30 protein-coding genes are annotated in these 23,238 nt (G+C 57.3%); 15 read left to right on the top strand and 15 right to left on the bottom strand.

Annotation, left to right across the window (positions count from 1 at the left end):
* Positions 1 to 148: 148 nt before the first annotated feature.
* Positions 149 to 601, bottom strand: a complete 453-nt coding sequence (locus E2F50_RS20250; RefSeq protein ID WP_133317992.1) for a hypothetical protein — start codon at positions 599 to 601, stop codon at positions 149 to 151.
* 303 nt (positions 602 to 904) lie between these two features.
* Here E2F50_RS20250 and E2F50_RS20245 point away from each other — a divergent pair, with 303 nt between their 5' ends.
* From E2F50_RS20245 to E2F50_RS20235, 3 genes are read left to right on the top strand one after another with little or no spacing between them, the layout of a single operon-like run.
* Positions 905 to 1,669: an ImuA family protein gene (locus E2F50_RS20245; RefSeq protein WP_133317991.1), complete on the top strand. Its 765-nt coding sequence runs from the start codon at positions 905 to 907 to the stop codon at positions 1,667 to 1,669.
* A complete protein-coding gene (locus E2F50_RS20240) occupies positions 1,584 to 3,101 on the top strand; it encodes a Y-family DNA polymerase (RefSeq protein ID WP_133317990.1) in 1,518 nt (505 codons plus the stop codon). The genes E2F50_RS20245 and E2F50_RS20240 overlap by 86 nt, the downstream gene beginning before the upstream one ends.
* Positions 3,098 to 6,364, top strand: coding sequence for an error-prone DNA polymerase (locus E2F50_RS20235; RefSeq protein ID WP_133317989.1), 3,267 nt, complete (start codon positions 3,098 to 3,100; stop codon positions 6,362 to 6,364). The genes E2F50_RS20240 and E2F50_RS20235 overlap by 4 nt, the downstream gene beginning before the upstream one ends.
* Positions 6,365 to 6,622: 258 nt before the next feature.
* On the opposite strand, the gene E2F50_RS20230 is transcribed toward E2F50_RS20235, so the two are convergent.
* Positions 6,623 to 6,862: a hypothetical protein gene (locus E2F50_RS20230; protein WP_133317988.1), complete on the bottom strand. Its 240-nt coding sequence runs from the start codon at positions 6,860 to 6,862 to the stop codon at positions 6,623 to 6,625.
* Positions 6,863 to 6,942: 80 nt separating this feature from the next.
* The gene (locus E2F50_RS20225; protein WP_133317987.1) at positions 6,943 to 7,332 is read right to left on the bottom strand and encodes a hypothetical protein; all 390 of its coding nucleotides are present in this window, start codon (positions 7,330 to 7,332) and stop codon (positions 6,943 to 6,945) included.
* A 238-nt stretch (positions 7,333 to 7,570) separates the two neighbouring features.
* Between E2F50_RS20225 and E2F50_RS20220 the strand changes: the two genes are divergently transcribed.
* Together E2F50_RS20220 and E2F50_RS23730 are read left to right on the top strand one after the other, a co-directional pair.
* The gene (locus tag E2F50_RS20220) at positions 7,571 to 8,032 is read left to right on the top strand and encodes a GNAT family N-acetyltransferase (protein ID WP_133317986.1); all 462 of its coding nucleotides are present in this window, start codon (positions 7,571 to 7,573) and stop codon (positions 8,030 to 8,032) included.
* 115 nt (positions 8,033 to 8,147) lie between these two features.
* The gene (locus tag E2F50_RS23730) at positions 8,148 to 8,423 is read left to right on the top strand and encodes a DUF6881 domain-containing protein (RefSeq protein ID WP_425375409.1); all 276 of its coding nucleotides are present in this window, start codon (positions 8,148 to 8,150) and stop codon (positions 8,421 to 8,423) included.
* Here the strand turns inward: E2F50_RS23730 and E2F50_RS20215 are convergent.
* The 3 genes from E2F50_RS20215 to E2F50_RS20205 form a co-directional block, all read right to left on the bottom strand.
* Positions 8,364 to 8,606, bottom strand: a complete 243-nt coding sequence (locus tag E2F50_RS20215) for a hypothetical protein (RefSeq protein ID WP_133317985.1) — start codon at positions 8,604 to 8,606, stop codon at positions 8,364 to 8,366. The genes E2F50_RS23730 and E2F50_RS20215 overlap by 60 nt on opposite strands.
* Before the next feature lie 86 nt (positions 8,607 to 8,692).
* A complete protein-coding gene (locus E2F50_RS20210) occupies positions 8,693 to 9,229 on the bottom strand; it encodes a hypothetical protein (RefSeq protein WP_133317984.1) in 537 nt (178 codons plus the stop codon).
* A gap of 159 nt (positions 9,230 to 9,388) precedes the next feature.
* Positions 9,389 to 9,814, bottom strand: a complete 426-nt coding sequence (locus tag E2F50_RS20205) for a GFA family protein (protein WP_133318099.1) — start codon at positions 9,812 to 9,814, stop codon at positions 9,389 to 9,391.
* A gap of 161 nt (positions 9,815 to 9,975) precedes the next feature.
* Here E2F50_RS20205 and E2F50_RS23030 point away from each other — a divergent pair, with 161 nt between their 5' ends.
* The 3 genes from E2F50_RS23030 (at position 9,976) to E2F50_RS20195 (ending at position 11,497) form a co-directional block, all read left to right on the top strand.
* Entirely contained in the window at positions 9,976 to 10,215 is a 240-nt protein-coding gene (locus E2F50_RS23030; protein ID WP_161974276.1) for an alpha/beta hydrolase, read from the top strand.
* The gene (locus tag E2F50_RS23725) at positions 10,170 to 10,556 is read left to right on the top strand and encodes an alpha/beta hydrolase (protein WP_133317983.1); all 387 of its coding nucleotides are present in this window, start codon (positions 10,170 to 10,172) and stop codon (positions 10,554 to 10,556) included. Before E2F50_RS23030 ends, E2F50_RS23725 begins: the two co-directional genes overlap by 46 nt.
* Positions 10,557 to 10,618: 62 nt before the next feature.
* Positions 10,619 to 11,497, top strand: a complete 879-nt coding sequence (locus E2F50_RS20195) for an alpha/beta fold hydrolase (protein WP_133317982.1) — start codon at positions 10,619 to 10,621, stop codon at positions 11,495 to 11,497.
* Positions 11,498 to 11,590: 93 nt separating this feature from the next.
* On the opposite strand, the gene E2F50_RS20190 is transcribed toward E2F50_RS20195, so the two are convergent.
* On the bottom strand, positions 11,591 to 12,487 hold the full coding sequence (locus tag E2F50_RS20190; protein ID WP_133318098.1) for an alpha/beta fold hydrolase: 897 nt from the start codon (positions 12,485 to 12,487) through the stop codon (positions 11,591 to 11,593).
* 54 nt (positions 12,488 to 12,541) lie between these two features.
* Positions 12,542 to 13,165 carry a LysE family translocator gene (locus E2F50_RS20185; protein ID WP_133317981.1) on the bottom strand — a complete coding sequence of 208 codons (624 nt, stop codon included), beginning with the start codon at positions 13,163 to 13,165 and terminating at the stop codon, positions 12,542 to 12,544.
* A gap of 337 nt (positions 13,166 to 13,502) precedes the next feature.
* Here E2F50_RS20185 and E2F50_RS23720 point away from each other — a divergent pair, with 337 nt between their 5' ends.
* Positions 13,503 to 13,859, top strand: coding sequence for a GNAT family N-acetyltransferase (locus tag E2F50_RS23720; protein ID WP_425375408.1), 357 nt, complete (start codon positions 13,503 to 13,505; stop codon positions 13,857 to 13,859).
* 17 nt (positions 13,860 to 13,876) lie between these two features.
* Here E2F50_RS23720 and E2F50_RS23715 read toward each other — a convergent pair whose 3' ends face one another.
* Entirely contained in the window at positions 13,877 to 14,428 is a 552-nt protein-coding gene (locus tag E2F50_RS23715; RefSeq protein ID WP_133317980.1) for a GNAT family N-acetyltransferase, read from the bottom strand.
* Positions 14,429 to 14,450: 22 nt separating this feature from the next.
* Here E2F50_RS23715 and E2F50_RS20170 point away from each other — a divergent pair, with 22 nt between their 5' ends.
* From E2F50_RS20170 to E2F50_RS20155, 4 genes are all read left to right on the top strand, one after another.
* Positions 14,451 to 14,882: a hypothetical protein gene (locus E2F50_RS20170; protein WP_133317979.1), complete on the top strand. Its 432-nt coding sequence runs from the start codon at positions 14,451 to 14,453 to the stop codon at positions 14,880 to 14,882.
* A complete protein-coding gene (locus tag E2F50_RS20165) occupies positions 14,867 to 15,403 on the top strand; it encodes a hypothetical protein (protein WP_161974270.1) in 537 nt (178 codons plus the stop codon). The genes E2F50_RS20170 and E2F50_RS20165 overlap by 16 nt, the downstream gene beginning before the upstream one ends.
* Before the next feature lie 137 nt (positions 15,404 to 15,540).
* Positions 15,541 to 16,176, top strand: a complete 636-nt coding sequence (locus tag E2F50_RS20160; RefSeq protein WP_133317977.1) for a hypothetical protein — start codon at positions 15,541 to 15,543, stop codon at positions 16,174 to 16,176.
* A gap of 578 nt (positions 16,177 to 16,754) precedes the next feature.
* Positions 16,755 to 17,207, top strand: a complete 453-nt coding sequence (locus E2F50_RS20155; RefSeq protein WP_133317976.1) for a hypothetical protein — start codon at positions 16,755 to 16,757, stop codon at positions 17,205 to 17,207.
* A gap of 672 nt (positions 17,208 to 17,879) precedes the next feature.
* Here the strand turns inward: E2F50_RS20155 and E2F50_RS20150 are convergent.
* From E2F50_RS20150 to E2F50_RS20130, 5 genes are all read right to left on the bottom strand, one after another.
* Entirely contained in the window at positions 17,880 to 18,368 is a 489-nt protein-coding gene (locus tag E2F50_RS20150; RefSeq protein ID WP_133317975.1) for a hypothetical protein, read from the bottom strand.
* A gap of 115 nt (positions 18,369 to 18,483) precedes the next feature.
* Positions 18,484 to 18,900: a hypothetical protein gene (locus E2F50_RS20145; RefSeq protein ID WP_133317974.1), complete on the bottom strand. Its 417-nt coding sequence runs from the start codon at positions 18,898 to 18,900 to the stop codon at positions 18,484 to 18,486.
* An 8-nt stretch (positions 18,901 to 18,908) separates the two neighbouring features.
* Positions 18,909 to 19,259 carry a hypothetical protein gene (locus E2F50_RS20140; RefSeq protein WP_133317973.1) on the bottom strand — a complete coding sequence of 117 codons (351 nt, stop codon included), beginning with the start codon at positions 19,257 to 19,259 and terminating at the stop codon, positions 18,909 to 18,911.
* Positions 19,260 to 19,488: 229 nt separating this feature from the next.
* Positions 19,489 to 20,073: a flavodoxin family protein gene (locus E2F50_RS20135; RefSeq protein WP_133317972.1), complete on the bottom strand. Its 585-nt coding sequence runs from the start codon at positions 20,071 to 20,073 to the stop codon at positions 19,489 to 19,491.
* Between the two features lie 101 nt (positions 20,074 to 20,174).
* On the bottom strand, positions 20,175 to 20,525 hold the full coding sequence (locus E2F50_RS20130; RefSeq protein ID WP_133317971.1) for a DoxX family protein: 351 nt from the start codon (positions 20,523 to 20,525) through the stop codon (positions 20,175 to 20,177).
* Between the two features lie 133 nt (positions 20,526 to 20,658).
* Between E2F50_RS20130 and E2F50_RS20125 the strand changes: the two genes are divergently transcribed.
* The gene (locus E2F50_RS20125) at positions 20,659 to 21,237 is read left to right on the top strand and encodes a TetR/AcrR family transcriptional regulator (protein ID WP_133317970.1); all 579 of its coding nucleotides are present in this window, start codon (positions 20,659 to 20,661) and stop codon (positions 21,235 to 21,237) included.
* 115 nt (positions 21,238 to 21,352) lie between these two features.
* Complete coding sequence (locus tag E2F50_RS20120) at positions 21,353 to 22,381, top strand: IS110 family RNA-guided transposase (RefSeq protein WP_133317969.1); 1,029 nt, start codon at positions 21,353 to 21,355, stop codon at positions 22,379 to 22,381.
* A gap of 253 nt (positions 22,382 to 22,634) precedes the next feature.
* Here E2F50_RS20120 and E2F50_RS23465 read toward each other — a convergent pair whose 3' ends face one another.
* A complete protein-coding gene (locus E2F50_RS23465; protein ID WP_133317968.1) occupies positions 22,635 to 23,204 on the bottom strand; it encodes a P-loop NTPase family protein in 570 nt (189 codons plus the stop codon).
* Between the last annotated feature and the right edge of the window lie 34 nt (positions 23,205 to 23,238).

The following is a 23,238-nucleotide window of genomic DNA, read 5'->3' as shown; positions in this document are numbered from 1 at the left end:
GTACCATGCCTGCCCCACGACCGTTTCACGGGGATCGTCTGCTTTCGCTTCCTCCATGAAAGTATCCCATGTGTGTCGCTCACACCTTGTCAGCCATCTTTAGTGTCTGAGAAATCCGTTCGAACACACGCCATAGCTCTGTGGGATGCTATTCGGGCATCGGTTGGAGCTCAAACTCCAGCTCCTTCGTGTATATCTCGCCATAGAGCCCCATGGACGTATCAAATGTTAGCTCAATATCGCCTTTGACGGGCGCCGCACACGTCTCCCAATTTGACGCTGCTTCGTCGGCGGGAAGCCGACGGATTTTAAGATCAAAAATGATCGAAACGGCACTACCGTGGAGCCTAATACCGGACACTCCGATCATCTTGAGCGTTACAATGGCATGGCGGTCGCAAATGAAGCGGCGATGCTGATCGAGTTCGTCGGTCATCCGGAATGCGTGGATCGCCAAGAGGACATTGCCATTTACGACTTCCAGTCGCTCCAGAGATGCATCATGGAATCTTGGACAGAAGCCGAACCAGTCTATGACTGCTTGCCCGCCAGTGAGAGAGGCGAATAGAGTTTGATCGTTGGCCCATTCAGAGGATGACATGTTGCGATACTCCCAATGTAGTTGGCTGCTGTGGGTGACCAGGCTCGAGCCTCCGAGAAAGCGCAACGTGCGGCCAGAATCATGGTTCTACTGGTGCTTCAAAAAAAGATAATCGAGCCGGTCACTTAGCGCGATGCGTTAGAGTCCTGATTCGGTTCGGTTTTCCAGATATCGATCATAAGCGGCGACTAAAAAGCCGATCTTGGGCGCCTTGACTCTTCCTGTTCCGCGGAACAGAAGAAGAACGTCAACTGTTTTGAGGGATATGAAACCCCGTCCACCGCGAGCCGAGGAGGTCCGTGAATGAGAACGCATGCCCGGCCTTCAGGCATCATAGACGAGCTGCGGGAGCAGATCGCGAAACTCGAAGGCGGTTCGGCCAGGAAGGCGGAGTGTCTTCCTTTCGGCGTTGCCGAGATCGACGCGAAGCTGCCGGGCGGCGGTCTGGCTTTCGGCGCGCTCCACGAGTTCGCAGGCGGCGGCGCGGGAACGGTGGACGGCTCGGCCGCTGCACTGATGGTCGCAGGGATCGCGGCGCGGACGAAGGGGAAAATCCTCTGGTGTCTGAGCAGGCCCGACCTCTTCGCCCCCGCGATCTCACAGGCGGGCCTTCATCCCGACCGCGTCATCTACGTCGAGGCGGACAAGGAAGAGGATGTCCTTGCCTCCTTCGAGGAGGGTCTGGCCTTCGGTGGCCTCGGTGCTGTCGTCGGTGAGATCGTCAGGCTGCCGATGGTGACGTCGCGGCGACTCCAGCTGGCCGCCGAGAAGTCGGGAACGATGGGTCTCGCGCTCAGGCGCTGGCGACGGCAGACGGAAGCGAACGACTACGGCCAGCCAACCGCGTCGGTGACCAGATGGCGAATAAGCCAGCTGCCTTCGGAAGACCTTCCGGTCGGGGGCGTGGGGAGGCCGAGATGGCTGGCGGAGTTGATGAGATCGCGTGCGGGCGAGTGTGCAGAGTTTTGCGTTGGAGCATGTGATGGCAAGGGTCATCTCTCTTTATTTCCCCCGATGGCCTACGGACAGGATCAGGAAAGCAGGGGCCGATGGCACACCGCCTCCTGAGAAGCCGATGGTCGTGATTTCGAGGTCAGGCTCCAAGCGGACCGTCTGCGCCGCAGACGACGCCGCGCGCAAGCTGGGCCTCCGCGTCGGGATGCCCGCGAGCAAGGCCCAGGCGCTGGTCGCCGATCTCGCCATGTACGACGCTGACCCGGTCGGCGATCTGGCCGCCCTCGACAAGATGGCGCTGTGGATGCTCAGGCAGTACAGCCCCGTCGTCGCGATGGACGGTGCGGACGGCCTCGTGCTGGACACCGAAGGCGCGGATCACCTGCAAGGCGGCGAAGAACTTATGCTGTCGGGAATGGTCAATCGCCTCCGTGGGGTCGGAGTGACGGCGCGGGCCGCCGTGGCGGACACCTGGGGCGCGGCGCACGCGATCGCCAGGCTCACTTCCGCCGAGTGGACGGTCGTTCCCGTGGCCGGGACGGCGAAGGCCGTTCTAGGACTTCCTATCGTCTGTCTGCGGCTTGCGCCCGAAACGATCAACGGCCTACGGGTCCTCGGCATCGACACCGTGGGGCAGCTGTCAGCAATGCCCAGAGCGCCGTTGACCCTGCGGTTCGGCCCGGAGGTCGGCAGGCGGCTGGACCAGCTGTTCGGCCGTGTCGCCGAACCCATCGATCCCATCCGCTCGCTCGAGATCGTCGGGGTGAGCCGACCCTTCTCGGAGCCGATCGGAGCCGCCGAGACCATCGCGAAATACGTGGGCCGTCTTGTCGTCCAGCTTTGCGCCGAACTCGAGACCCGCGGCCTCGGGGTTCGCCGCGCCGACCTGATCGTCCACCGCGTCGACAACACGATTCAAGCGGTCCGCGCAGGTCTCGCCAAGCCTGTCCGTGACGACAAGCGCCTGACACGATTGCTGACCGACAGGATCGAGAAGATCGACCCCGGCTTCGGCATCGAAAAGCTTTCGCTGGTGGCGGTCTGGGCCGAGCCGTTGGAAGAGAAGCAGCAGTCGTCGTCCCTGATCGAGGAAACGGTCGTGGACGTGACGCCGCTTGTCGATGTCCTCGGTAACCGCGGGCAGCGCATCTACCGGATCGCCCCGGTTTCCAGCGACGTTCCCGAGCGGAGCTTCAGGCGTGTCGGGCCGATGTCGAAGGAGACGGGCATCGACTGGCCCACGAACTGGCCGCGCCCGAGCAGGCTGTTCGCGAAGCCCGAAGAGATCGAGGTTATGAACGTGCTTCCCGATAGCCCGCCCCGGACGATGACCTGGCGCGGCAAGCGGAGGCGCATCGTCCGCGGCGACGGCCCCGAGCGCGTGTTCGGGGAATGGTGGTTACGCGATGCCGAACTTCATGCCGTCCGCGACTACTACGTCGTCGAAGACGAGGGCGGCGAGCGCTTCTGGGTCTACCGGGCAGGCGACGGCGTGGACACGACGACCGGTTCGCACCGCTGGTTCATTCACGGAATCTTCGGATGAGATACGTCGAACTCCAGACAACCACCCACTTTTCTTTCCTCAGAGGAGCGTCCAGCGCCGACGAGCTGTTCGTCACGGCGGCCGAACTCGGGATCGAGGCACTCGGCATCGTTGACAGGAATTCGCTTTCCGGGATCGTCCGTGCATGGGAAGCCTCGAAGGCGACGGGGGTGCGCCTGATCGTCGGATGCCGTCTCGATCTGACCGACGGCATGCCGATCCTGGTCTATCCGACCGACAGGCCAGCCTACGCCCGGCTGTGCCGTCTCCTGTCGCTCGGGAAAAGCCGTGGCGGCAAAGCCAAGTGCATCCTCGACTTCAGCGATGTCGCCCTCTACGCCGAGGGCCTGATCGGCATCCTGATCCCGGACGAGGCTGACGAGGCCTGTGCGATCCAGCTCCGCAAGATGTCCGAGGTCTTCGGTGACCGGGCTTACCTCAGTCTTTGCCTACGCCGGCGGCCGAACGACAAGCTCCGTATCCACAATCTTTCGAACATGGCCGTCAGGCACCGCGTCCGAACTGTCGTCACGAACGACGCCCTTTTCCACGAGCCTGGCCGTCGGCAGCTTCAGGACATCGTCACCTGCATCCGCCACAACAAGACGATCGACGACATCGGGTTCAACCGCGAGCGCCATGCCGATCGGTATCTCAAGCACGCTCGTGAAATGCACCGCCTGTTCGAAGCCTACCCAGAGGCTTTGAACAGGACACTCGAGATCGCGAAGCGCTGCACGTTCTCGCTGATCGAGCTCGAGTACCAGTATCCCGAGGAAGCGATCATCCCCGGCCTGAGTGTACAGGCGACGCTCGAGAAGCTGACATGGGAAGGCGCGGCGGAACGTTATCCAGAAGGTCTGCCGGAGACGGTTGCGAAGACTATCCGGCACGAGCTCCAGCTCATCGAGACGATGAAGTATGCGCCGTATTTCTTGACGGTGTTCAACATCGTCCGTTTCGCGAGGTCGAAGGGCATCCTGTGCCAGGGCCGCGGGTCGGCGGCTAACTCCGCCGTCTGCTACGTCTTGGGTGTCACCAGCATCGATCCAGAGACCAACGACCTCCTGTTCGAACGGTTCGTCAGCCAGGAGCGGGCGGAGCCGCCGGACATCGACGTGGATTTCGAGCACGAGCGCCGGGAAGAGGTGATCCAGTGGATTTACGACACCTACGGGAGGACGAAAGCCGCCCTGTGTTCGGCCGTCACCCGCTACCGCGCCAAGGGTGCACTGCGTGACGTCGGCAAGGCGCTGGGACTGCCAGAGGACATGATCCGACAGCTGTCTTCCGGAGTCTGGGGCTGGAGCAAGGAGGGCGTGTCCGAAAAGGAGGTCAAGGACAACAACCTGAACCTCGGTGACCGAAGACTCCGACTGGCGCTGGAGCTGGCACAGCAGCTCATGGGCGCGCCACGGCATCTGTCTCAGCATCCGGGTGGGTTCGTCCTCACGAATGACCGCCTTGACGAGCTGGTGCCAATCGAACCGGCCGCCATGGACAATCGCCAGATTATCGAGTGGGACAAAGACGACGTCGAGGCGCTGAAGATGATGAAGGTCGACATCCTCGCTCTCGGCATGCTGACGTGCATGTCGAAGGCCTTCGCGCTGATCAAGGAACACAAGAACGACCCGCTGGACCTCGCGAGCGTTAAGCAGGAGGACGGTCCGACCTACGCGATGATCAGGAAGGCCGACACGCTCGGGACGTTCCAGGTCGAGAGCAGGGCACAGATGGCGATGCTGCCACGCCTGAAGCCGCGGACCTTTTATGACCTCGTCATCCAGGTGGCCATCGTCAGGCCGGGACCCATCCAGGGCGACATGGTTCACCCGTATCTACGCAGACGGGAGGGCAAGGAGAAGGTCGAGTACCCGACGCCCGAACTCGAGGCCGTCCTCGGCAAAACTCTCGGGGTCCCGCTCTTCCAGGAATCCGCGATGAAGGTCGCCATGGTCTGCGCGGGGTTTACCGCTGGCGAGGCGGACCAGCTACGGAAGTCCATGGCGACCTTCAAGTTCACGGGCGGGGTCTCTCGCTTCAAGACGAAGCTCGTCGACGGCATGGTCCGCAACGGGTACACCGAAGAATTCGCGGAGAAGACGTTCTCGCAGCTGGAAGGCTTCGGGAGCTATGGCTTCCCCGAGAGCCATGCAGCCTCGTTCGCCCTCATCGCCTATGCGTCCTGCTACGTGAAGTGTCATTTCCCCGATGCATTCTGCACCGCCTTGCTGAACTCGCAGCCAATGGGTTTCTACGCGCCCGCGCAGATCGTGGCGGATGCACGCGCGCATGGTGTCGAAGTTCGCCCCGTCTGCATCAACGCCAGCCGCTGGGACTGCACGATGGAGCCCATCCCTGGTACAGGGCGACACGCGGTCCGTCTTGGAATGCGGATGGTGAAAGGACTGGCCCTGCGCGATGCCGCCCGGATCGTCGTCGCCCGTGCCGATCAGCCGTTCGTTTCCGCCGACGACGTTTGGCGCAGATCGGGAGTGTCGACGGAGGGCCTAGTCCAGTTGGCCGAGGCGGATGCCTTCAGGCCGTATCTGAAGCTCGAGCGCCGTGACGCTCTTTGGGCACTCAAGGCCCTGCGGGACGACCCGCTACCACTGTTCGCGGCGGCCGCCGAGCGCGAAGCCGAGGTAATCCCGGAAATGGTCGAACCCGAGGTGTCTTTGGTTCCTATGGTCGAAGGCAGGCAAGTCGTCGAGGACTACGGGCACATGGGGCTAACCCTACGCGATCACCCGATGAGCTTCCTGCGGGAGGACCTGAGGAGGAAGAACATCGTCACCTGCGCGGAGGCCGCGAGCCAGCATGACGGCAAGTGGCTTTGGACGGCGGGCATCGTTCTGGTGCGCCAGAAGCCGGGCAGCGCCAAGGGGGTCATGTTCGCGACGATCGAGGACGAGACGGGTGTCGTCAACGTCGTAATCTGGCCGTCGCTCTTCGAACGCCAGAGACGCGTGGTCCTGTCGGCTTCCATGCTCGGGGTTAACGGTAAAATCCAGAAGGAAGGCGATGTCGTTCACCTCGTCGCCCAACGCCTGTTCGACTTCTCGGGCGACCTCGGCAGCCTCGGCGAACGAGGCGGGGCGTTCCCGCTGCAAAAGGGACGTGGCGACGAGTTCGCGACAGGGTCCGCGGGATCGCCGGATTCCAGGGATCGGCCGAAGCCGGCGGTGCAGGCGAGGGACATCTATATCCCTGACCTCCATATCGACACTCTGAAGGTGAAGTCTCGTAATTTCCAATAGGCACTATGTCGGCTGTCGGCCCAAAGCGGACGAGCAGCTACCGTTCATAGGAGAGCGGGCCGATGCTTAAAGCACGGAGACTATCACTTGCCCTACCTTTGCCCAAGCATCGCATATCGCTTCATTGCTATGAACATTCGGAAGGAAAGTTGATAGTTGTGTCGCAACACCAGATAAAAATTAACTGCCCATCGTCCCGATCAAAGATCGGTGTACCGATATCACAAATCTTCAAACTTTCAGCAGGTAGGTTAAAGTTTATGAGCCCAGATTTGCGAAGTATGCCTTAAGCCACTGGATTTTGTCCCCAGTCTCATCATCGATGGGAGTTTCTGAAAAGGCGTTTTCGATGCCTTCGAATGCGATCAACCATTCGCCCACATCAAAAAATTGGCCGATCGCAGAAATATCTTTTCCGTCATCGCGGAGACGGCGGATCAACTCGTCAAGCTTTATAATCACAACGGTTTCGCTCGTGTCGCTGCTGAAGGACCTCATGAAGCTCCTTAGATTTCGGGTCTTGCCGACCGCGCATTCACCTCTTGAGTCAACAGGGTGATCGGCAGACATCCACATCCTTAACTTCTCAGCTGTGGGCGCAGTTCTTTGGTCATTTCACCGAGATTAGAAGGCGTCACGCTCCAGCGCGCGGGATTTTCATACTCGAGATCGACGTTGAACCCGTTATTCGAACGATTGAACTGGAGGAGCATCTTGATGAACGCCTTATCATTTTCCTGCTTCAGCCAATCCCGGTAAGCGCCGGCTTCCTGGCGAACGAGACGGGGACGAACGGCGATGGCCTCCCATTCCCCGTTGGTATCGTAGGAATAGCCGTAGGTCTCGCTTACACCGTCGTCGTCGTAGGCAATCACCAGGGAGAATTCTTCCCAATTCTGCTGCTCGATTTCGCTGGAATTCATGATCACGGCCACTAAGTCTCCAACTAGGCCGGAATTATCCGACATATATACCTCCATGACATAACGGTTGCAGGTCGATTTCAGAATAAGCCGCGAACCCGGGCCTGATTTAACGACGCAAAAATTACCACTGAAACGACACTATTCCGCACCCTGCAGCACATCAGAATAGGGAGTTTCGCGACCGCTTCAATGTCTCCCATTGGCGCAAAGCGGAAGACGCCTATTGGCCCGAAGCCGCCATGAGGTGATTAAAACAGGTCGTAGGTGCTATAACTCGAATATGGACCAGATCGCCACCCGACCCTTTCGCAATGACGACTACAATGCATGCTTGTCGATCTTCGACGGTAATGTTCCAAAGTTCTTCTCACCGGATGAGCGTGTCGAGTTTGCGCAATTCCTTGATAGCATCGGCTCCTCCACGAACCTTTATCTCGTTCTTACGCTCAGTGATTGCATCGTCGCGTGTGGTGGCCTGAGCATCGGTCCAGACCCGAGAACAGCATCTCTTTGTTGGGGTATGGTGGACCCGGTTTGGCACCGACAGGGTCTCGGCACTCGCCTGACAATTGAGAGATTGAAGCTGGCTCGGTCCTCAGCAGAGGTCGCGGAGGTGGTGCTCGCGACAAGTCAACATACCAGTCCCTTCTATGAGCGACATGGCTTCAGGGTGGTCAACATCACGCCGAACGGCTTCACTGCCGGGCTCGACCGTTACGACATGATGCTCCGCCTCGTGTAGCAGAAGCCCATGTCTCCTCTTGGCGCATCAGCGTCATATTGATCGCTGGACCTTACAGACTGAAGCCTCCCTACAACCAGCCGACGCTGACGGGTAAAGCAATGAAGGCAGCCAAATGAAGTACCTAAAAGTTATCTGGGTACATTCGTTTCCAAATGACCCTATCGAGCTGTTTATGGAGCTTGACGAGCAGGAAATGGAGATGCGGAAGGTTCATGTCTATCGGGACGGCCGTCGCCAGCGTGCAGACCGTGAACTTGAAGATGAGCACACATGGCTTGCATACTGCCCGACACCGCCAATCGAGGAAATAAATTCTGACCCGCAGTTCCTAGCTAGCTGGATCACCGACAAAGAGTTCGAATTGGAATGGGACCGTACGCCTCGATAACACAGGAAGAAACTGTTCCATGAACTGTTCTGGCGCGGAGCCGTACCCCGCGCCCGACAAATCCATCGCGTCTACAAATGCCTCGATCACCCGAGCAAGGTGATCTTCGTCGATCCAATCCCCAAGGCAGTCTGGAAACAGCGTAACCTGATCACGACTGATGCCTTCGATATAGCCTGACATTGCCACCTCCGGTCGACGAAGATGATTCTATATCAGGGTTGCGTTTTTACACAGCCTCGGCCCATTGCGGACATTGCGCCTTGGCCTTACGAGCGGCGAAACGATGCTCTCACAGTTCCAAGAAGATCAGGATGACGATTCAATAGCTCCTGCTGAAACCACATGCCTCGTCCGGGCGACAATTCCAGTCGTCTAGTTCCTCTCTTCGCGGTGGCGACCGACGACGTATAAAATTTTCTGAGTTCGGTCGAGGGAGAAATGTGCGCTTCCCGGAGGACAAAAAAGCTTTGATAAGAAACCGCGACACGAAACATTTGGCTCGTTAAGCCAGGCAGAGGGAGCGTTAGCATCTTAAGATGACCAGCACCAGTAAACTGATCCACTCGGAAAACCTGTTCGTTCTCGGCGTATTTGTGCGGTTTGAAAATGAAATCATCCGCCGCGAAGACTGGATGCTTGATGAAAAGTTGCTGGGATTGCAGGCTTAACTCGCTGAGCAACTCGTTGTCAGGCGCTCGTGAGACAGGCTGAGGCCCATCTTTGGCAATAAGACACCCCAATAAATGTTCTTTAATGAAGTCGAGCAATCGGTCCAGAGAAAGAATGAACTCGGTTTCAGCCACGAACATTCTCCCGGTACAACGAGCATTGTGAATTAGTGCAGGTTTGAGACATCCAAGCCTGGCGCGAAGGGGAAGACGCCTTTCGGGCCCAAACCGGCCATTAGCCGTTGCAACCTAAATGCACCGTGTTTAATACAAAAAACGACTGAGCTGCTTGAATCAAATCATTGCTTGGAATTTCAGGACGCCCGCCACCCTTGGCCCAGCAGCGGTGTCTGACGGATGCGCAACCCCATCCATAACAGTCACCTCGGGGAAATCGAAGGGGCTAATTCCCTCAATACAAGCGACGTTGATTCCAAATTGGCTCGGGTTCGAGCGGCGTTGATGATGAGTGTAGATGCCGCAAGTTTTACAGAAATAGTGCTTCGCTGTCCCCGTGTTGAACTGGTAGAGCGTGAGATTAACTACACCCTCTATAAACTCAATGCCTTCGAGTTGCGCGGAGGCAGCAACTGCACCACGCATTCGGCAATACGAGCAGGAACACCGACGGATAGTGCTAAATTCATCTGTTAGCTGAACTCGAAACCTCACCGTCCCACAGTGACATGCTGCGTTGTGCTGCTTTCTCTCGGGATTCATCGAATTCTTTCCTGCAATGCTTGAGAAGCGGTACCAGTCCGCAAGGGTCGGTGCAACGTCCGTTCGGCGTTTTTGTGCCATGACGGCAGTCGGCCTGAAGCCTTCATCGGAATGTTGTCGAGTGATGGGATAGAGGGCAGCTACCTATCGGAAACAAAAACATGCTGACACTTCTGGCACTTCATGGGGCAGGCCGAGACGAAGCCGACTTGGTAAAATTTTGCCACGAGGTTGCACCTCAGGCCCGTTTGAACGCTCCTCGTGGTCAGTTTGCACAGGCAGATGGGTTCACCTTCTTCAGACGCCGCTCTGATCGCAGTATTGCTGCTGCCGAAGTCGTGGACCTAGCGACGAAATGGGTTTCGCTGCGCATCTACCTGCATCTGGTGAGGTCATGGTAGTGGGATATTCCAGCGGTGCAATATTTGCTGAAGCACTACTCTCAATCGTTCCCGAGAGGTTCGCAGGTGCGGTTCTTCTGCGCCCTGAACCGCTCTCGTCAAATTTCAGGTTTCCAGGGATGCCAGCGAAACCCATTCTGATCGTTGCTGGAAAGCACGACGAGCGCCGCCGCCACGACGATGCAGCCGTTCTTACTCAACAACTAAAGAAGGCTGGTGCTGTTGTTTCGCTGCATGTTGTAGATGCCGGGCATGGGTGGGCAGGTCGCAATACAGACGTTACGCTGGCACGTTCATGCTTAGCGACCGTCGCTACGGACCAACGTGCGCTGTTAGCGTAGACTCGCCAACGTCGCCTTTCGGCCTCTAGCGGACCAAAATATAACATGGCCGGAGATCAGCTTTGAAATTTGTAAAGACCGACGTTCTTGAGATTGGATATCTTGAAGTAGGGCCTCCTAACGGCGAACCTGTCATTCTGCTTCATGGGTTTCCATACGACGCCCACGCGTACGACCAGGTGATGTCTTCACTTTCAGCGCGAGGTTTTCGTTGCCTGGCCCCATTTTTGCGGGGGTATGGGCCAACGCGCTTTCTGAGCGATCAAACTTTTCGCTCCGGGCAGCAAGGAGCACTCGCAGCCGATCTGCTTGCGTTTATGGACGCCATGGCCATCCCCACCTCTTTGCTGGGAGGCTACGATTGGGGAGGCAGGGCTGCATCGATCGTTGCTGCACTCTGGCCAGAAAGAGTGAAGGGCCTCGTTAGTTGCGGCCGGCTCTACAATATTCAGAGCATTAGCAACGCGTTGCGATCAGCGCCGCCCGAGGAGGAACAGAAGCTCTGGTACGTCTATTATCTGAACACCGAACGTGGGCGTGTCGGCTTGCTCGAAAACAGACGCGCCTTTTGCCGCCACATCTGGTCGACCTGGTCTCCGACCTGGAGGTTCGACACTGCCACCTACGAGAGGACGTTGGCATCTTTCGACAATCCGGATTTTGTTGCCGTCGTATGTCACTCATACCGTCACCGCCTTGGCGGTGTTCCTGGTGATCCTCTATACGAGCGGATAGAAGCTCTAGCCGCCGATCGGCCAAAGATAGCCGTGCCAACTATCGTCCTGCAGGGTAACGATGATACGTTGAACCCTCCATTGCTCAGTGATACCGACCGCGGACAGTATACCGCAGCCTTTGAGCGGCGGATCGTCTGCGGGGTGGGCCACAATGTTCCCCAAGAGGACCCGGAAGCGTTCACAGCTGCGCTTCTCGCACTTTAAGGACCTCACAACGCGTGGAGCACGTCTCCTATTGGCGCAAAGCGGTAGACGCCTCTCTGCCCTGGCCGTCATCCCAATCCAGGGTGAACGCGGCTATTTTTCTCGGCCAAGCGTCCACGCTCGTACAGTCATAACAGCGTCGGCGAATTCCTCTGGAGCCTCCCAAGGAAAACTGTGCCCGCATTCGACGACACGATGCTCATGCCGGGCCTTGAACATCTTCGCATGGTCTGCCGTGCCGCCCGGCTTCAGCGGGTCTTGGGTTCCGTCGAGCGTGATAGCAGGAACGGTGATAGGTGGCTTTTCCGCCAACCTTGCCTCTAGCTCCGCCAGAGCAGGATCGCCCGCTGCAAGGCCGAAGTCAAAGCGATAGGAATGGACCACCACATCCACGAAATCCGGGTTGTCGAAGGAGGCCGCTGTCCGCTCGAAAGTCTCGTCGTCGAATGCCCATGTCGGCGACCACTGCTGCCAGAGTATACGGCACAGATCACGTCTATGAAGGGTTAGGCACTCACGGCCGCGCTCGTGCTGAAACAGATGTTGGTACCAGGCAGCGTGTTCCAGACTTGGAGGGAAGCTGTGACCAAGTCGCTTCACATCGATGATGTCGTAACCTGCGTAGGAAACGAGACCAGCCACACGTTCGGGCCATAGCGCCGTGGCTACGCATGAAGCGAGACCGCCCCAGTCATATCCTGCGAGGATTGCGCGTTGAATGCCCAGTGCGTCCAGGAGGTCGATGACGTCCTTGCCCAGAGCAGCCTGCTGGCCGCTGCGCATGGATGTGGCCGACCGAAAACGTGTCGGGCCGAAGCCGCGCAGGTAGGGGACGATGACCCTCGCTCCCGCTTCCGCCAAGTGAGGGGCAACCTCATCGTAAGCGTGAGGATCGTAAGGGAAGCCGTGCGAAAGCACCACCGGCCATCCATCTGCTGCGCCGGATTCGAGGTAAGCAATTTCAAGAGTGCCGGTGGTAACTGTTCGCATCATGTCGTCTCGACTTCCTCAAGATGAAAACGCAAGGATTCCTGACGCGTGGGATCAGAGCTTCTCGGCTATCAAGCGAAGGCCGAACCCCGCCAAAAGCGTACCGACTGCGCGTTCAATCCACCTCCCAAATCGTTTGAAGGCTGAGCGGGCTGGAGCGGTGGAAAGCAAAGTAATGACCAGGCCGTACCAGATGATCTCCAACAGGAAGCCACCTGCCAGAATGGCAAGCTTGGTAGAAAGTGTGGCACTGGCTGGAATAGCAACCGCATAGAGGCTGACGAAAAAGGCGATGCACTTGGGATTTGCGAGATTGACAATAGTGCCGCTCTGAAGACCTGACCAAAAGCTTCCGACGCCGCGAGAGGTATCACCATAAGTGCCGGAATCTCCATTCACCCATGCCTTCAGCCCCAGATAGATAAGATAGCAGCCCCCGGCTATCTGGAGGGCCGCAGAGAGCCAGCCGATTTGCGTCAGGAGCAAAGCAAGCCCCGTCATCGTCAGGACGGCGTAAAGGGTGGAAGCTGAAGCCAAACCTAACGTAGCTCCGATTGCGCTTTGCTTCGCGCCGGACACAGCCATCCTTGAAACCAGAGCGAAGTTGGGGCCAGGACTCACCACCCCCGCCAGGTAAAGGCCAAGTGCTGTCGCTATAATCGGCAGGTCAAAATCCATGCACTGCTCCCTTGCGCTGGTGGACACGGTGGCGAGACTTAAGACCTGCAGCCTTCCACAACCACGGTACGACAATGATAATCTGTATCGGCGGCTGCAGTTTTCAACGATTGCTTCTATCGCTTCAAAGCCATGACAGCATCCGGTCCAAACCAGTTATGCATGTGGTCTGTCATAGTGGCGTAGGTAGCGCGTGGTAACAGCTCGATCATTCTAATGTCCAAGGAAGCGCCGTGTCATTGGAAATCAGACTCGCCCGACAGGATGATGTTTCAGCCATGTTCTATGTTCGGACGTCGGTGCGGGAGAACCACGTTTCCGAGAGCGGCTTGCCGAATTGGGCGTCACCCACGCCTCGATATCTGAAATGATCTCCGGTTCGCCTTGTGCCTGGGTTGCTATCCTCGACCATGAGATCGTCGGGTTTTCAATGATCGACGTTGCGCAAGCTTCTCTTTTCGCCGCATTCGTTCTTCCCCTACATGAGGGAAAGGGACTTGGAAGCCAACTTGTGCTTTTAGCAGAGGACGAGCTATTTCAGCACCATTCCGAGATTTGGCTTGAAACGGAGAAGAACAGCCGTGCCGCAGGCTTCTACAGGCATCTCGGCTGGAGCAAGGAGCGCGAAGCAAAGGGTAACCAAATCCGGCTTACGAAGACACGGCCTTGTGTCCACCAAGCCATAACACCTTAAACCCGTCCCAGGCAGTCTCAGCCAATAGCTTTTACCATTGGGTAGCCGGGGAGCTGTCCCCAGAAGGCTGGGGCACCAGCATCCTCATAACCCATGGAATGGTAGAACGGCTTCGCCGTTCGGGTGCTCGTGAGACGTACGCGGGTGTGGTCCCAGCTTAGCAGTGCTTGCTCCAAGGCTAACACCATGGCTTTGCTAAATCCTCTGAAGCGGACCTTTGGCAGGATGTAGTTCAAGGTGATTTCACCGCTTCGCGTCGCTCCGCCGACTGAGCAAATAGCTCCACTATCCTCAGGCACAGAAGAATTTGGTTTGGCGACTCCAACCAGAGACGAAGGTTCTCCGGTGTTTTGTTCGAAAGCCAAAGATTCACGACAGTTTCGTCCCGCTGGTGATCGGAAACGCAGAGTTCCTCTATGGACCGCCGTATGACGCGGACGGCTTGTTCGGTGTCTTCGGGAGTGGCAGCACGTATCATAGTCGCACCTCTTGAAGACCTTCACCAAGTGTAGCCGAGCGATTATATGATGCCGGAACTGCTGTCGCCCTGACGATGCATGAGGGCGCATCTATCACACGTGGGGAGGAAAAATGGCCGTTCTGACAGATATTCTCGTTGCCCCGGCAGCCGATGCACCTGCTATCATCTCCGAATGGCCAAACTCAAAAAAGTGGCCTGCGCTTCAAACTACGGGGCTGGATTGGCTTGTTCTGGCAGACTTGGCAGAGGCGTTGGGTCAATCAGCGCTCGCGCAATCCATTGAGAACCTTGATCCATCCTCATCTGCCGACGAAACGCAAGGCCCTTGGGTGTATGTCCTCCCAACCGAGCTTCGCGATCACATCGCCAGCATCGCATCTAGTGATCTCAGCACTGTGGCCGAAGCCTGGTCTGACAAGGGAGAGGCAAACGCAAGGGGACTTACGGCCAAAGACGCTGAACGCCTCTTGCTGGAAATTCAGCCGCTCGCGGTAGCGGCACGTGATAGTGGAAAGCCGATGCTCCTTTGGGTATCCTTGTAAAAGCTTTCAACTCGATATGGAGCTGCGATGCGGCTCCGGACAAATGCAGACTTCCGCCTGCGGCCGTGACGCCTATCCAGTCAGTCAGGCGCGACGACGGGGAACATTTAGAACGCTCGATGCTACCAAATTCTTCCATCCACGTCTTCACAGCGCTTTTCGAGAGCAGCGAGGAAGCTTTCGCTTTCGCGCATCCTCACTGGGAACCTGAACCGGGCGATGATGCTTCAGACGAAGAATATGCTGCTTGGGAAGACCGTAATCCGGTATGGCCGATGAAGGTCGAGCTTGGCTACCGTATCGAAAGCGATTTTGTGGGGGTGGTCTGGAGCAGAGGAGATCAGCCGGATTGGCAATATTTGGCTTCGCGGCTGAATGCCGCGCAGGTTGCTGCGATTATGGGTCAGACGACGTCTGCCAATTGTCTTGTTCTAATCGATCAGGCAGCTATCAAAGATGAGCGGGTTGAGTTCAAACCAACCGGCAGCCTGACGTACCACGGAAGTTTCATTTCCTCGTGATCCGTACGGTGTCTTGCCAGCCTTTCGATGCCCCTGGGGCAGGTTCTCGGGCGTCTTCGACATGACGCCTCTCGGCGCTTTTGAGCCATGACGGGAGTCGGTCCAGTAAGCGTATGGTTGTGGAGTCAGAGAGCATCATGAAAATTGCACGCAAAATCCGCTTCCTGACAATGGGGCTGCTGATTTCGATACTGGCCATCGGCGGAGGCGTAGCCGTTGTAGCGTCGGAAGAAGAGGCAAAGGGCGCAAATTCAGACGTGATGATATATCTGGATCACCCGATCCTGACGAGCGGAGGGACAGTGATGGTGCTGCCCACCGAGGTCGAGAAGGAAGTCTGGGTGCAGCAGCAGGGGCTGGAAAACCCGGCTGAGGGGGATCGCCTTCTCGACAACATCAGGCCGATCCAGAGCGCGGATCGCCGACTGGGCGTAATCGTCTCCGCGACGGTGAGCGTTGTGCGTTTCCATTTTCCGCGCGGCGGCAACTACAAGTTTGCCTTCGCGCCGCTGGATCGGAGCAAGGCGTCGGACCTGGAAGGCCGCACCAAGCTCTTACGACACGGTGAAGGCACGGATGTCGATCCGACGACCGGCAAGGACGTGCACCAGCCGCGCATTATCACCGTCCACGTCATGGGGTCGGACGCAAATGAAGATAAAAGCCTCGACGCCGATACACGGACGAAGTTCGTGGCGCTGGAGCACTACTACACGTGCCGAAAATTCGAACAGGCGGTTGCGTGTGATGTGGCTTCGGAACGAGCGCCATGAGCAAACCGTCGTCTTACGCGCTCCTTCCATCCAGGCGAAACATTCGGTCTTAGTGGCGTTGGCTACAAGGGCGACAAACGCGGCTTAAGCCGATCCCACCGCAATGTTGCGCATCGCGGCCGGGTCGAATTCTCGGTCCTTAGAAGACCATTTGGCGGCCCGTGACGTAAGCTCTCGGCCCGAAGGAGCTACGACCTCGCGATTGCTCTGAGGTATTCACCCCCTTGCTCGTATGCGCTTCAACAGCGACCGTATCTCCCGGTATGAACTCCCAGACTTCATAATCGGGTAGTTGCTGAGGCATGATGAAGAAGCGTCCGCTCTCTACCCTTCTGGCTTGAACAGGCCGCCAGACAGGCACTGCCTCATCGAGAACGCGAACATGAACAGTGGTGACGTTAGTCCCGATAGGCGACCCCACCTTAAGCTCCAATTCCAAACCAGGATCGAAGTTAGACTGTGGTTTGGCTGACTGCAATTGGCGCGAAGCGGAAGACCACCTACGGCCCGAAGCGGTCTCTGGGGTTGCTCAAAGGTGCGCATCCCTTATTTCTCCATCGAGTATGGAGAAGACTGACATGACATGGCTCATCGACTCTTTCTCAGGAATCGGACCTATAAAGTTCGGCATGACTCCAGAGGATGTCGCCACACATATCGGAGCACCAGATCGGTCGAGACAAGGCCTTCGGCTTGATACGCTCAGCGAACATCGGGGCACCAAAGCGCCAATCGTACGCTATCGAGAAAATCGCGTGAGCGAGATCGAAGCCTTCTACGATATTGGGGTAGTTGCGTTTCGAGGGATATCTGTTTTCGGAACGAACGGATCAAAGGTCCTCCGCGCATTGGAAGAGCTAAACGGGGGAGCTGCGATTTCTGTTGGGATCATACTGTTTGACAGGCTCGGGTTAACGGTGGGCCGCCTAGATGAAGGTCCGCCCACAGGGCATTCGATAACTGCCTTTGCATCCGCCACCTGGAACGGTAAAACCGACGACTTCACGAGCATCAGTTTCAATGACCGCTGATAGCGCACAGCCGAAGAGGGCGAATCGGCCTGAGCGGCCAGCCCATGCGCAGGATGCATCCACTTGATTATCTGTCTGGCATCGAGAATCTCTCCGCGTCTGTTGTGCGAATATAGACGGTGTCACCTGCCGCAGCCAGGAGCGCGGCGTCCACCACCCCCAGAACACGGTAGCGAATAACGAGTGGCGTCGGCCCCATCGGAGAGCTTGGCCAGTCGGATGTACAAGCGTAATGAAGTCACCCGGGCTGATCGATAGCTGTTTTGACAGTTTTGCACTAATGAACCCGCCTTCACCAAGGCTGAACTTATCCAGCGCGCCATCGATGGTAGAACTCGAAAGCGCCTTGAGCACAGTGAGGTTGTCGGCCTCGATACCCAAGATCAAAACCGCGCGACTTCCCCCTGCTGCTGCTGCTAAGGCCAGTCCCTCGACGATAGAACCTGCGGACTGTCTGCTGTGTCTCGATTCCGCACCAACCGCAGGATTGGCAAAGCAAAGCGCGAGAAAAAATGCTCCTGAACAATAGGGGCGTTTAGAGGGTTTCACGGCGTCTTCCGATTAGCTTTACCCGGCAGTATCTATGCGACAACCCCATCCTCATCCAGATGAGCAATCGGCGCAATGGACGTTTGTACTGCGAAGCGGATGACGCCTATCGGCCCGAAGCGGTCACAGTAACCCTCGAAAATCGCCAAGCTCGATGTAACTCAACTGCAAGCTTCCGTGACGACCGAAGCGCAGGAAGTAGAAGCGTACTGCATCATTGAACTGCATCAGCGGGTGCATACCTTCCTCTCTGTCCTGGAGAGAGTTTGTTTCGAAGCTGATCCCAGCTTCAACCACTGCATCTCGCACTCGATCATACGACAACTCGAAGCGCCTTGGCCGTAGGATCGAAATCCCATTGCTTATCTGCAGGTGACGCCGCGTCGAACCCCTGAACAGGTGGAGTTGGATGAGGTACGAGGAGACGTTGTTGTCGATGATCCGGACGAAGACCTCTGCAGGGCCATAGATTAGCGTACCATCGAACATATCATCATACGCAAATCTTAGGTGTTCAGGGCTCCCGAGGATGCGCAAGGTCTCACTGAAGGTTTGACCGACCCGCAGAGGCCCAACTGCCGCTTGAGCAGCGATGGCGAGAAGATCGTCCAACGTCGTCCTCTATCTTATGTTCAACATTAATCTGCTATCGACGCGCAGCGGCTAATGCAATGTCTCCTGTTGGCGCGAAGCCGAAGAGTGTCCCCTCGGCCCTGCGGACGCAGGCTTATTCTTCTCCACGATCAACAATCATCACCGTCCGGTCATCTTTAGAGCCGTAGATGAAACACTCGGGGCACGGCCAGATTGGGATGCGGCTAATGCGTATTGTACCCGCGTCAAGAAGAATTTCATACCACTCGTCAGACGTAACGAGTTCTTTAACTCGAACAGGATCATCGCCGAAAACGATGTTGATCCTTACCTCGGTCCAAACCGTTATCGCGCCATCTTCAAAGGCGATGATCGTTTCATGTCCTGCGTTGTGCTGGATTTCCCTCAGCTCTTTCCCCACAAGTCTTTCGTCTAGCACATCCATCTGGCGGTCCCCGTTTAGGGTCGACCATAGCGAAAGCGGGGATGTATTACCAATGACCGCTGTTGGCGCTTCACGGCCATGACGGCTGTCGGCCAAAGCCGCCATGTGGAGCCTCAGACCGATACCGCAATCATGGTGAGACCGATAGGAGGAGCTGCAACGGTCAGTAGATACGCCGCTATGCTCGGGTACCCGAACTGCCTCCAACCCTGCACCAGCACAATCGCTCTCGATAATATTCCCGCCATCGTCCCAACGAAGATGAAGAGCAGGAGGACGTCGCCGAGAGAATTAGCGAATTGCTGATCCTCGATGGGTACTGTGACGTGTTTGTAAAGCAGACATGCGAGCAAGGCAGCGATGGCTCCAGAAATCATGAAAAAGGAGCGAACGCTCCAGCTCAGGATGATCAGGAGGAAGGGCAAGAAATAGGAAGCCAGCCAAATGAAGGTGAAGATCATCACGAACTCGCTCCACTTAGCAGCCTCACGCTAAGCACTAATGGCAGATGATCCCGCATTGGGGAATCTGTCAAACGAGTGCAACACTAAACTTTTCGATGCTCCTTGAACGCCCGGTACTGCGGCTTTTCTGACCAGGCAGCTTTCGGCCCTTTGCGGACTTCAGGCTGTATGCTCAGCCTTCCGCGCCTAAGACGCGGAAGGGGTTCATTGAACTACGCCGTGATTCAAGTCATGCCAATTGTGTTGATGCATGTCGGCGAGCGACGCTCGAAACTCGCGCCCCGTAAAGGCGAGCGGTTTCGAGGTCGCCGACAGACATCTCGTCCGGTGCCGCGTCGGCATCTGACTGCGCCATGGGAGCGATATACGACCCCATGCGGTTTGCGTCGTCGCGCTTTGATGCCTTGACGTTCGCTGGCTTTATACCGAGGCTGACCCAAAGGCCGCCATGCTGTCCCGCCAGGAGAACAAAATACTGCAGGGTGTTGAGCTTGTCGCCGTTGAGGCTGGCGCTGTTCGTGAAACCACCGAAAACCTTGTCCTGCCACTTTGCGGAAAACCATGGCTTCGAGGATGCGTCTGCGAACTTCTTAAACTGCCAGCTCGGGCCGCCCATGTAAGTCGGTGATCCGAAGATAATTGCGTCGGCGGCATCCAGCGCCGCCCATCCGTCGTCGGAAAGATTGCCCTCAGCGTCGATAGCGTGGAGCGTCGCTCCGGCACCTTCCGCAACTGCTTCCGCCATGCGTTGCGTGTGGCCGTAGCCGGAATGATAAACAACGACTGTGGTTGGGGTCGAATTCGATGCGGTCATGATTGGCTCCTTGTGTCGTGTTTTTCGCCTCACCGATGGGGTTCGGCGCGGTTCGGATGCGTCGGGTGAAGATGTTGGAGGCTGACGGTTGCCCGTCGAAGCTATGATGAGAACTGGACAAAGGCTGCGGTTGAAAGCAACAGCAGGAAAACCGCCGGTGGCGGGATGTGGCGGAAATCGCGCGCTCGGAGGATGGCGACAATCGCCGCGAGCATGATGCAAGCCCCGAGGGCTAAGCCGATCGTAAATGTCGGACGCATGACAAGCAGAAGTGCGGTGATGATTTCGAGTGCAGCGGTGACCCAGCACCACCACCATGGAAATCCGTAACGGACGAATTCTTGCCTGATAGGCCTGGCGGCAGACGCGTTGACGATACCGCCAACGAGGTACGCTGCGGCTGCCAAAAGCGTCGCTAGGTTACTCATTGAGAGCGATATGAGATTGGACATTGTAGGACCCTCGCGGCGGCGCCGCTGATGTTGCAGTAGCGACATAAATAAATCTACCAGCGCTAGATTGTCAACTATTGCTCTGATTTCTTTATTTAGCTATGGCCTGCGTCAACACGTGGAAGGCGGACACATGGGTATCAGCGAGCGTCGGGAACGAGAGAAAGCGGAGCGGGAGCAAAGAATCGTCGGTGCGGCGAGAATGCTCGCCGAACAGGATGGCTGGGCCTCGGTGACCATTCGGAGACTTGCGCAGGAGATCGAGTACAGCCAGCCTGTGCTCTACGCTCATTTCGAAAACCGCGACGCGATTGTAGGGGCCGTCGCCCTTGAGGGATTCGGGGAGCTGGCGCCGACGCTGCGGAAATCGGCTCTCAAAGGCGCGACGTCTCGACAAGCGCTGGAGGATGTCGCCACCGCCTATCTGGAGTTCGCGTTCGAACGGCCGGCTGTGTATGAAGCCATGTTCATCCTGCCAAGCGGTTTGCGGTTTGCGAAATCTGACACGCCTCACGTTTTGCGCGAAACGTTTGGGGCAATGATGGCGGTCGTGGAGCCTTTATGCACCGACGTTGAGATCGCAACAGAGGCTTTCTGGGCAACCTTGCACGGCCTGGCGGAGCTTGAGCGCCACGGGCGGATCAGGTCCAGCCATCGCAAAGAGCGGATGAGACATATCGTTGATATGTTTGCGGGCCGACACCTGAGATAGCATCCAAATCCGAGATGATGGCCGCTGTCGGCCCCAAGCATGCGTAATCGGGCGGTCCCACAAGAGGCAAGCTCCTAGTACAATCCCGGTGCAACCGAGATGAAGGGAGATGACGATGTTCTATGCTGCTTTGGACGTGTCACTGCGCTCAGTGGCAATCTGCATTATCGACGAGGCTGGGAAAGTCAGGCTCGAGCGCTCAGTCCCATCGGACGTGCCTGATATTGTGCGCTGCTTCAATGAGTTCGGCCAACCTATCCATCAAGTGGGGCTCGAAGCTGGTACGCTCACACAACACCTGACCTACGGTCTGGCGGAGGCAGGCTTCGATGTCGTGTGCATGGAAGCGCGGCAGGTCAATGCTGCTCTTTCGGCCATGCGGAATAAGACGGACAAGAACGATGCGCGTGGCATCGCCCAACTGCTTCGATCGGGGTGGTACAGCCGGGTGCATGTGAAGAGCGTCGAAAGCCACTACACCAGAGCACTTCTCACAAGCCGGAAGGTGATGCAGCGAAAGTGCCTCGACCTCGAAAATGAAATTCGTGGACTGCTCAAGGTCTTCGGGGTCAAGCTGCCCATACGCCTCAGGGGCGGTGCGTTCGAAGAGGCGGTTCGCGGCACGATCGAAAACGACCCAGCGCTGAGCCATGCGCTTTTGCCGATGCTAGAGGCCAGGCAGATGCTCCTGGAGACGTTCCTCGAGCTTGATCGACGGGTGCGAAGGGCCGCCAACCAAGACGCCATAACCACCCGCTTCATGAGTGTTCCAGGCGTCGGATATGTTACGGCCCTGAGCTTCAAGGCAGCAGTCGACGACCCTACCCGTTTCAAAAGCTCGCGAACTGTTGGAGCCCACTTCGGATTGACGCCACGACGCTTCCAATCCGGCGAGAAGGACAATCCAGGCCGCATCTCACACGCTGGTGACGCCGATGTCCGGGCAACGCTCGACGCGGCCGCCAATGCGATGCTCATGCGCTCGATCGCCTGGAGCAGCCTAAAGGCATGGGGTGTGCGACTGATGAAGACCAAGGGACGGCGACGAGCCATCGTCGCTGTTGCACGCAAGATTGCTGTCTTGCTCCATCGCATGTGGATCGATGGCACAGAGTTCCGGTTCGGATCGGAGGCTGCAGCATGAACTAAGTCAGCCAAAGATACCGATCCTAGCCGGATCGTCCCATGCGGACGACGGGATGGATGAAGCCGATTATGTCCGCTGCGCTTCGAGCGCGTCCCAAAGCAAGGCTTCCAGACCCTGATCCCATGCACGCGTGCAGCGGCTCTAAACGAAACGGAGCCAATAGACTGCGAAGAGAAGCGTGACCCGCGTGAACGATCAGGCCAAAGACGATCAGAAAGAGCTTGACCCAAATGCCCGATTAGAGAAGCGGTCATTGTCGCTTAGAAAAAGGCTGAAGTATTGCATCCATCTCCCTGTGAGAGCGGAGCACGGCCACTGGAACAGTAGGCCCGTGTTGGTCAATCTGTTTGATGATCAGAGGCGCGTACCTCTCTTCAAAATTCCAAATGTAAGAAAGAAAATCCCGATCCGGCAAAGGCTCCGGACCACCCTCAGCCATTGCCGGGCGAACTGAACCGTAATATCGGAAAACACGCTTGAATAGGCCGAGGAGAGCAATGTGTCTGGGAACTCGAACCCATAAGACCAGGTCGGTTCGGGGAAGTCTGAGATCGAACGAAGACGCTCCACTGCCGTCCATGACCCATCGTTCGCGTTGCGCCAACTGAGCGATTATTTCTCGTTGTCCAGCTCGATCACGCTCTACCCACCCCGGAAGCCACCGCACGTCTCGGTCCAGGGATTGAAATTCGAGGTTTCTGCACGCCGCGATCTTTGCAGAAAACGTAGTTTTGCCGCCGCCGGAACATCCGATTACCAACACCCGCGCGGCCTTCGCAAGCAGGTGTGCTGCCTCCTCGGATGAAACATACCGTGGCATCTAAGCGATCTCCTGACAGGCGTGCCACCTGGCT

Source organism: Rhizobium deserti, from assembly GCF_004358025.1.
Lineage (GTDB): Bacteria > Pseudomonadota > Alphaproteobacteria > Rhizobiales > Rhizobiaceae > Neorhizobium > Neorhizobium deserti.
This window is presented reverse-complemented; position numbering and strand designations above follow the sequence as displayed.

Excerpts from the sequence above, each read along its gene's own strand:
- E2F50_RS20250 (WP_133317992.1), bottom strand. The coding sequence starts at position 601 with ATGTCATCCTCTGAATGGGCCAACGATCAAACTCTATTCGCCTCTCTC.
- E2F50_RS20245 (WP_133317991.1), top strand. The coding sequence starts at position 905 with ATGAGAACGCATGCCCGGCCTTCAGGCATCATAGACGAGCTGCGGGAG.
- E2F50_RS20240 (WP_133317990.1), top strand. The coding sequence starts at position 1,584 with ATGGCAAGGGTCATCTCTCTTTATTTCCCCCGATGGCCTACGGACAGG.
- E2F50_RS20235 (WP_133317989.1), top strand. The coding sequence starts at position 3,098 with ATGAGATACGTCGAACTCCAGACAACCACCCACTTTTCTTTCCTCAGA.
- E2F50_RS20230 (WP_133317988.1), bottom strand. The coding sequence starts at position 6,862 with ATGAGGTCCTTCAGCAGCGACACGAGCGAAACCGTTGTGATTATAAAG.
- E2F50_RS20225 (WP_133317987.1), bottom strand. The coding sequence starts at position 7,332 with ATGTCGGATAATTCCGGCCTAGTTGGAGACTTAGTGGCCGTGATCATG.
- E2F50_RS20220 (WP_133317986.1), top strand. The coding sequence starts at position 7,571 with ATGGACCAGATCGCCACCCGACCCTTTCGCAATGACGACTACAATGCA.
- E2F50_RS23730 (WP_425375409.1), top strand. The coding sequence starts at position 8,148 with ATGAAGTACCTAAAAGTTATCTGGGTACATTCGTTTCCAAATGACCCT.
- E2F50_RS20215 (WP_133317985.1), bottom strand. The coding sequence starts at position 8,606 with ATGTCAGGCTATATCGAAGGCATCAGTCGTGATCAGGTTACGCTGTTT.
- E2F50_RS20205 (WP_133318099.1), bottom strand. The coding sequence starts at position 9,814 with ATGAATCCCGAGAGAAAGCAGCACAACGCAGCATGTCACTGTGGGACG.
- E2F50_RS23030 (WP_161974276.1), top strand. The coding sequence starts at position 9,976 with ATGCTGACACTTCTGGCACTTCATGGGGCAGGCCGAGACGAAGCCGAC.
- E2F50_RS23725 (WP_133317983.1), top strand. The coding sequence starts at position 10,170 with ATGGGTTTCGCTGCGCATCTACCTGCATCTGGTGAGGTCATGGTAGTG.
- E2F50_RS20190 (WP_133318098.1), bottom strand. The coding sequence starts at position 12,487 with ATGCGAACAGTTACCACCGGCACTCTTGAAATTGCTTACCTCGAATCC.
- E2F50_RS20185 (WP_133317981.1), bottom strand. The coding sequence starts at position 13,165 with ATGGATTTTGACCTGCCGATTATAGCGACAGCACTTGGCCTTTACCTG.
- E2F50_RS23715 (WP_133317980.1), bottom strand. The coding sequence starts at position 14,428 with ATGCGCCCTCATGCATCGTCAGGGCGACAGCAGTTCCGGCATCATATA.
- E2F50_RS20170 (WP_133317979.1), top strand. The coding sequence starts at position 14,451 with ATGGCCGTTCTGACAGATATTCTCGTTGCCCCGGCAGCCGATGCACCT.
- E2F50_RS20160 (WP_133317977.1), top strand. The coding sequence starts at position 15,541 with ATGAAAATTGCACGCAAAATCCGCTTCCTGACAATGGGGCTGCTGATT.
- E2F50_RS20155 (WP_133317976.1), top strand. The coding sequence starts at position 16,755 with ATGACATGGCTCATCGACTCTTTCTCAGGAATCGGACCTATAAAGTTC.
- E2F50_RS20145 (WP_133317974.1), bottom strand. The coding sequence starts at position 18,900 with ATGGCGGCTTTGGCCGACAGCCGTCATGGCCGTGAAGCGCCAACAGCG.
- E2F50_RS20135 (WP_133317972.1), bottom strand. The coding sequence starts at position 20,073 with ATGACCGCATCGAATTCGACCCCAACCACAGTCGTTGTTTATCATTCC.
- E2F50_RS20130 (WP_133317971.1), bottom strand. The coding sequence starts at position 20,525 with ATGTCCAATCTCATATCGCTCTCAATGAGTAACCTAGCGACGCTTTTG.
- E2F50_RS20125 (WP_133317970.1), top strand. The coding sequence starts at position 20,659 with ATGGGTATCAGCGAGCGTCGGGAACGAGAGAAAGCGGAGCGGGAGCAA.
- E2F50_RS20120 (WP_133317969.1), top strand. The coding sequence starts at position 21,353 with ATGTTCTATGCTGCTTTGGACGTGTCACTGCGCTCAGTGGCAATCTGC.
- E2F50_RS23465 (WP_133317968.1), bottom strand. The coding sequence starts at position 23,204 with ATGCCACGGTATGTTTCATCCGAGGAGGCAGCACACCTGCTTGCGAAG.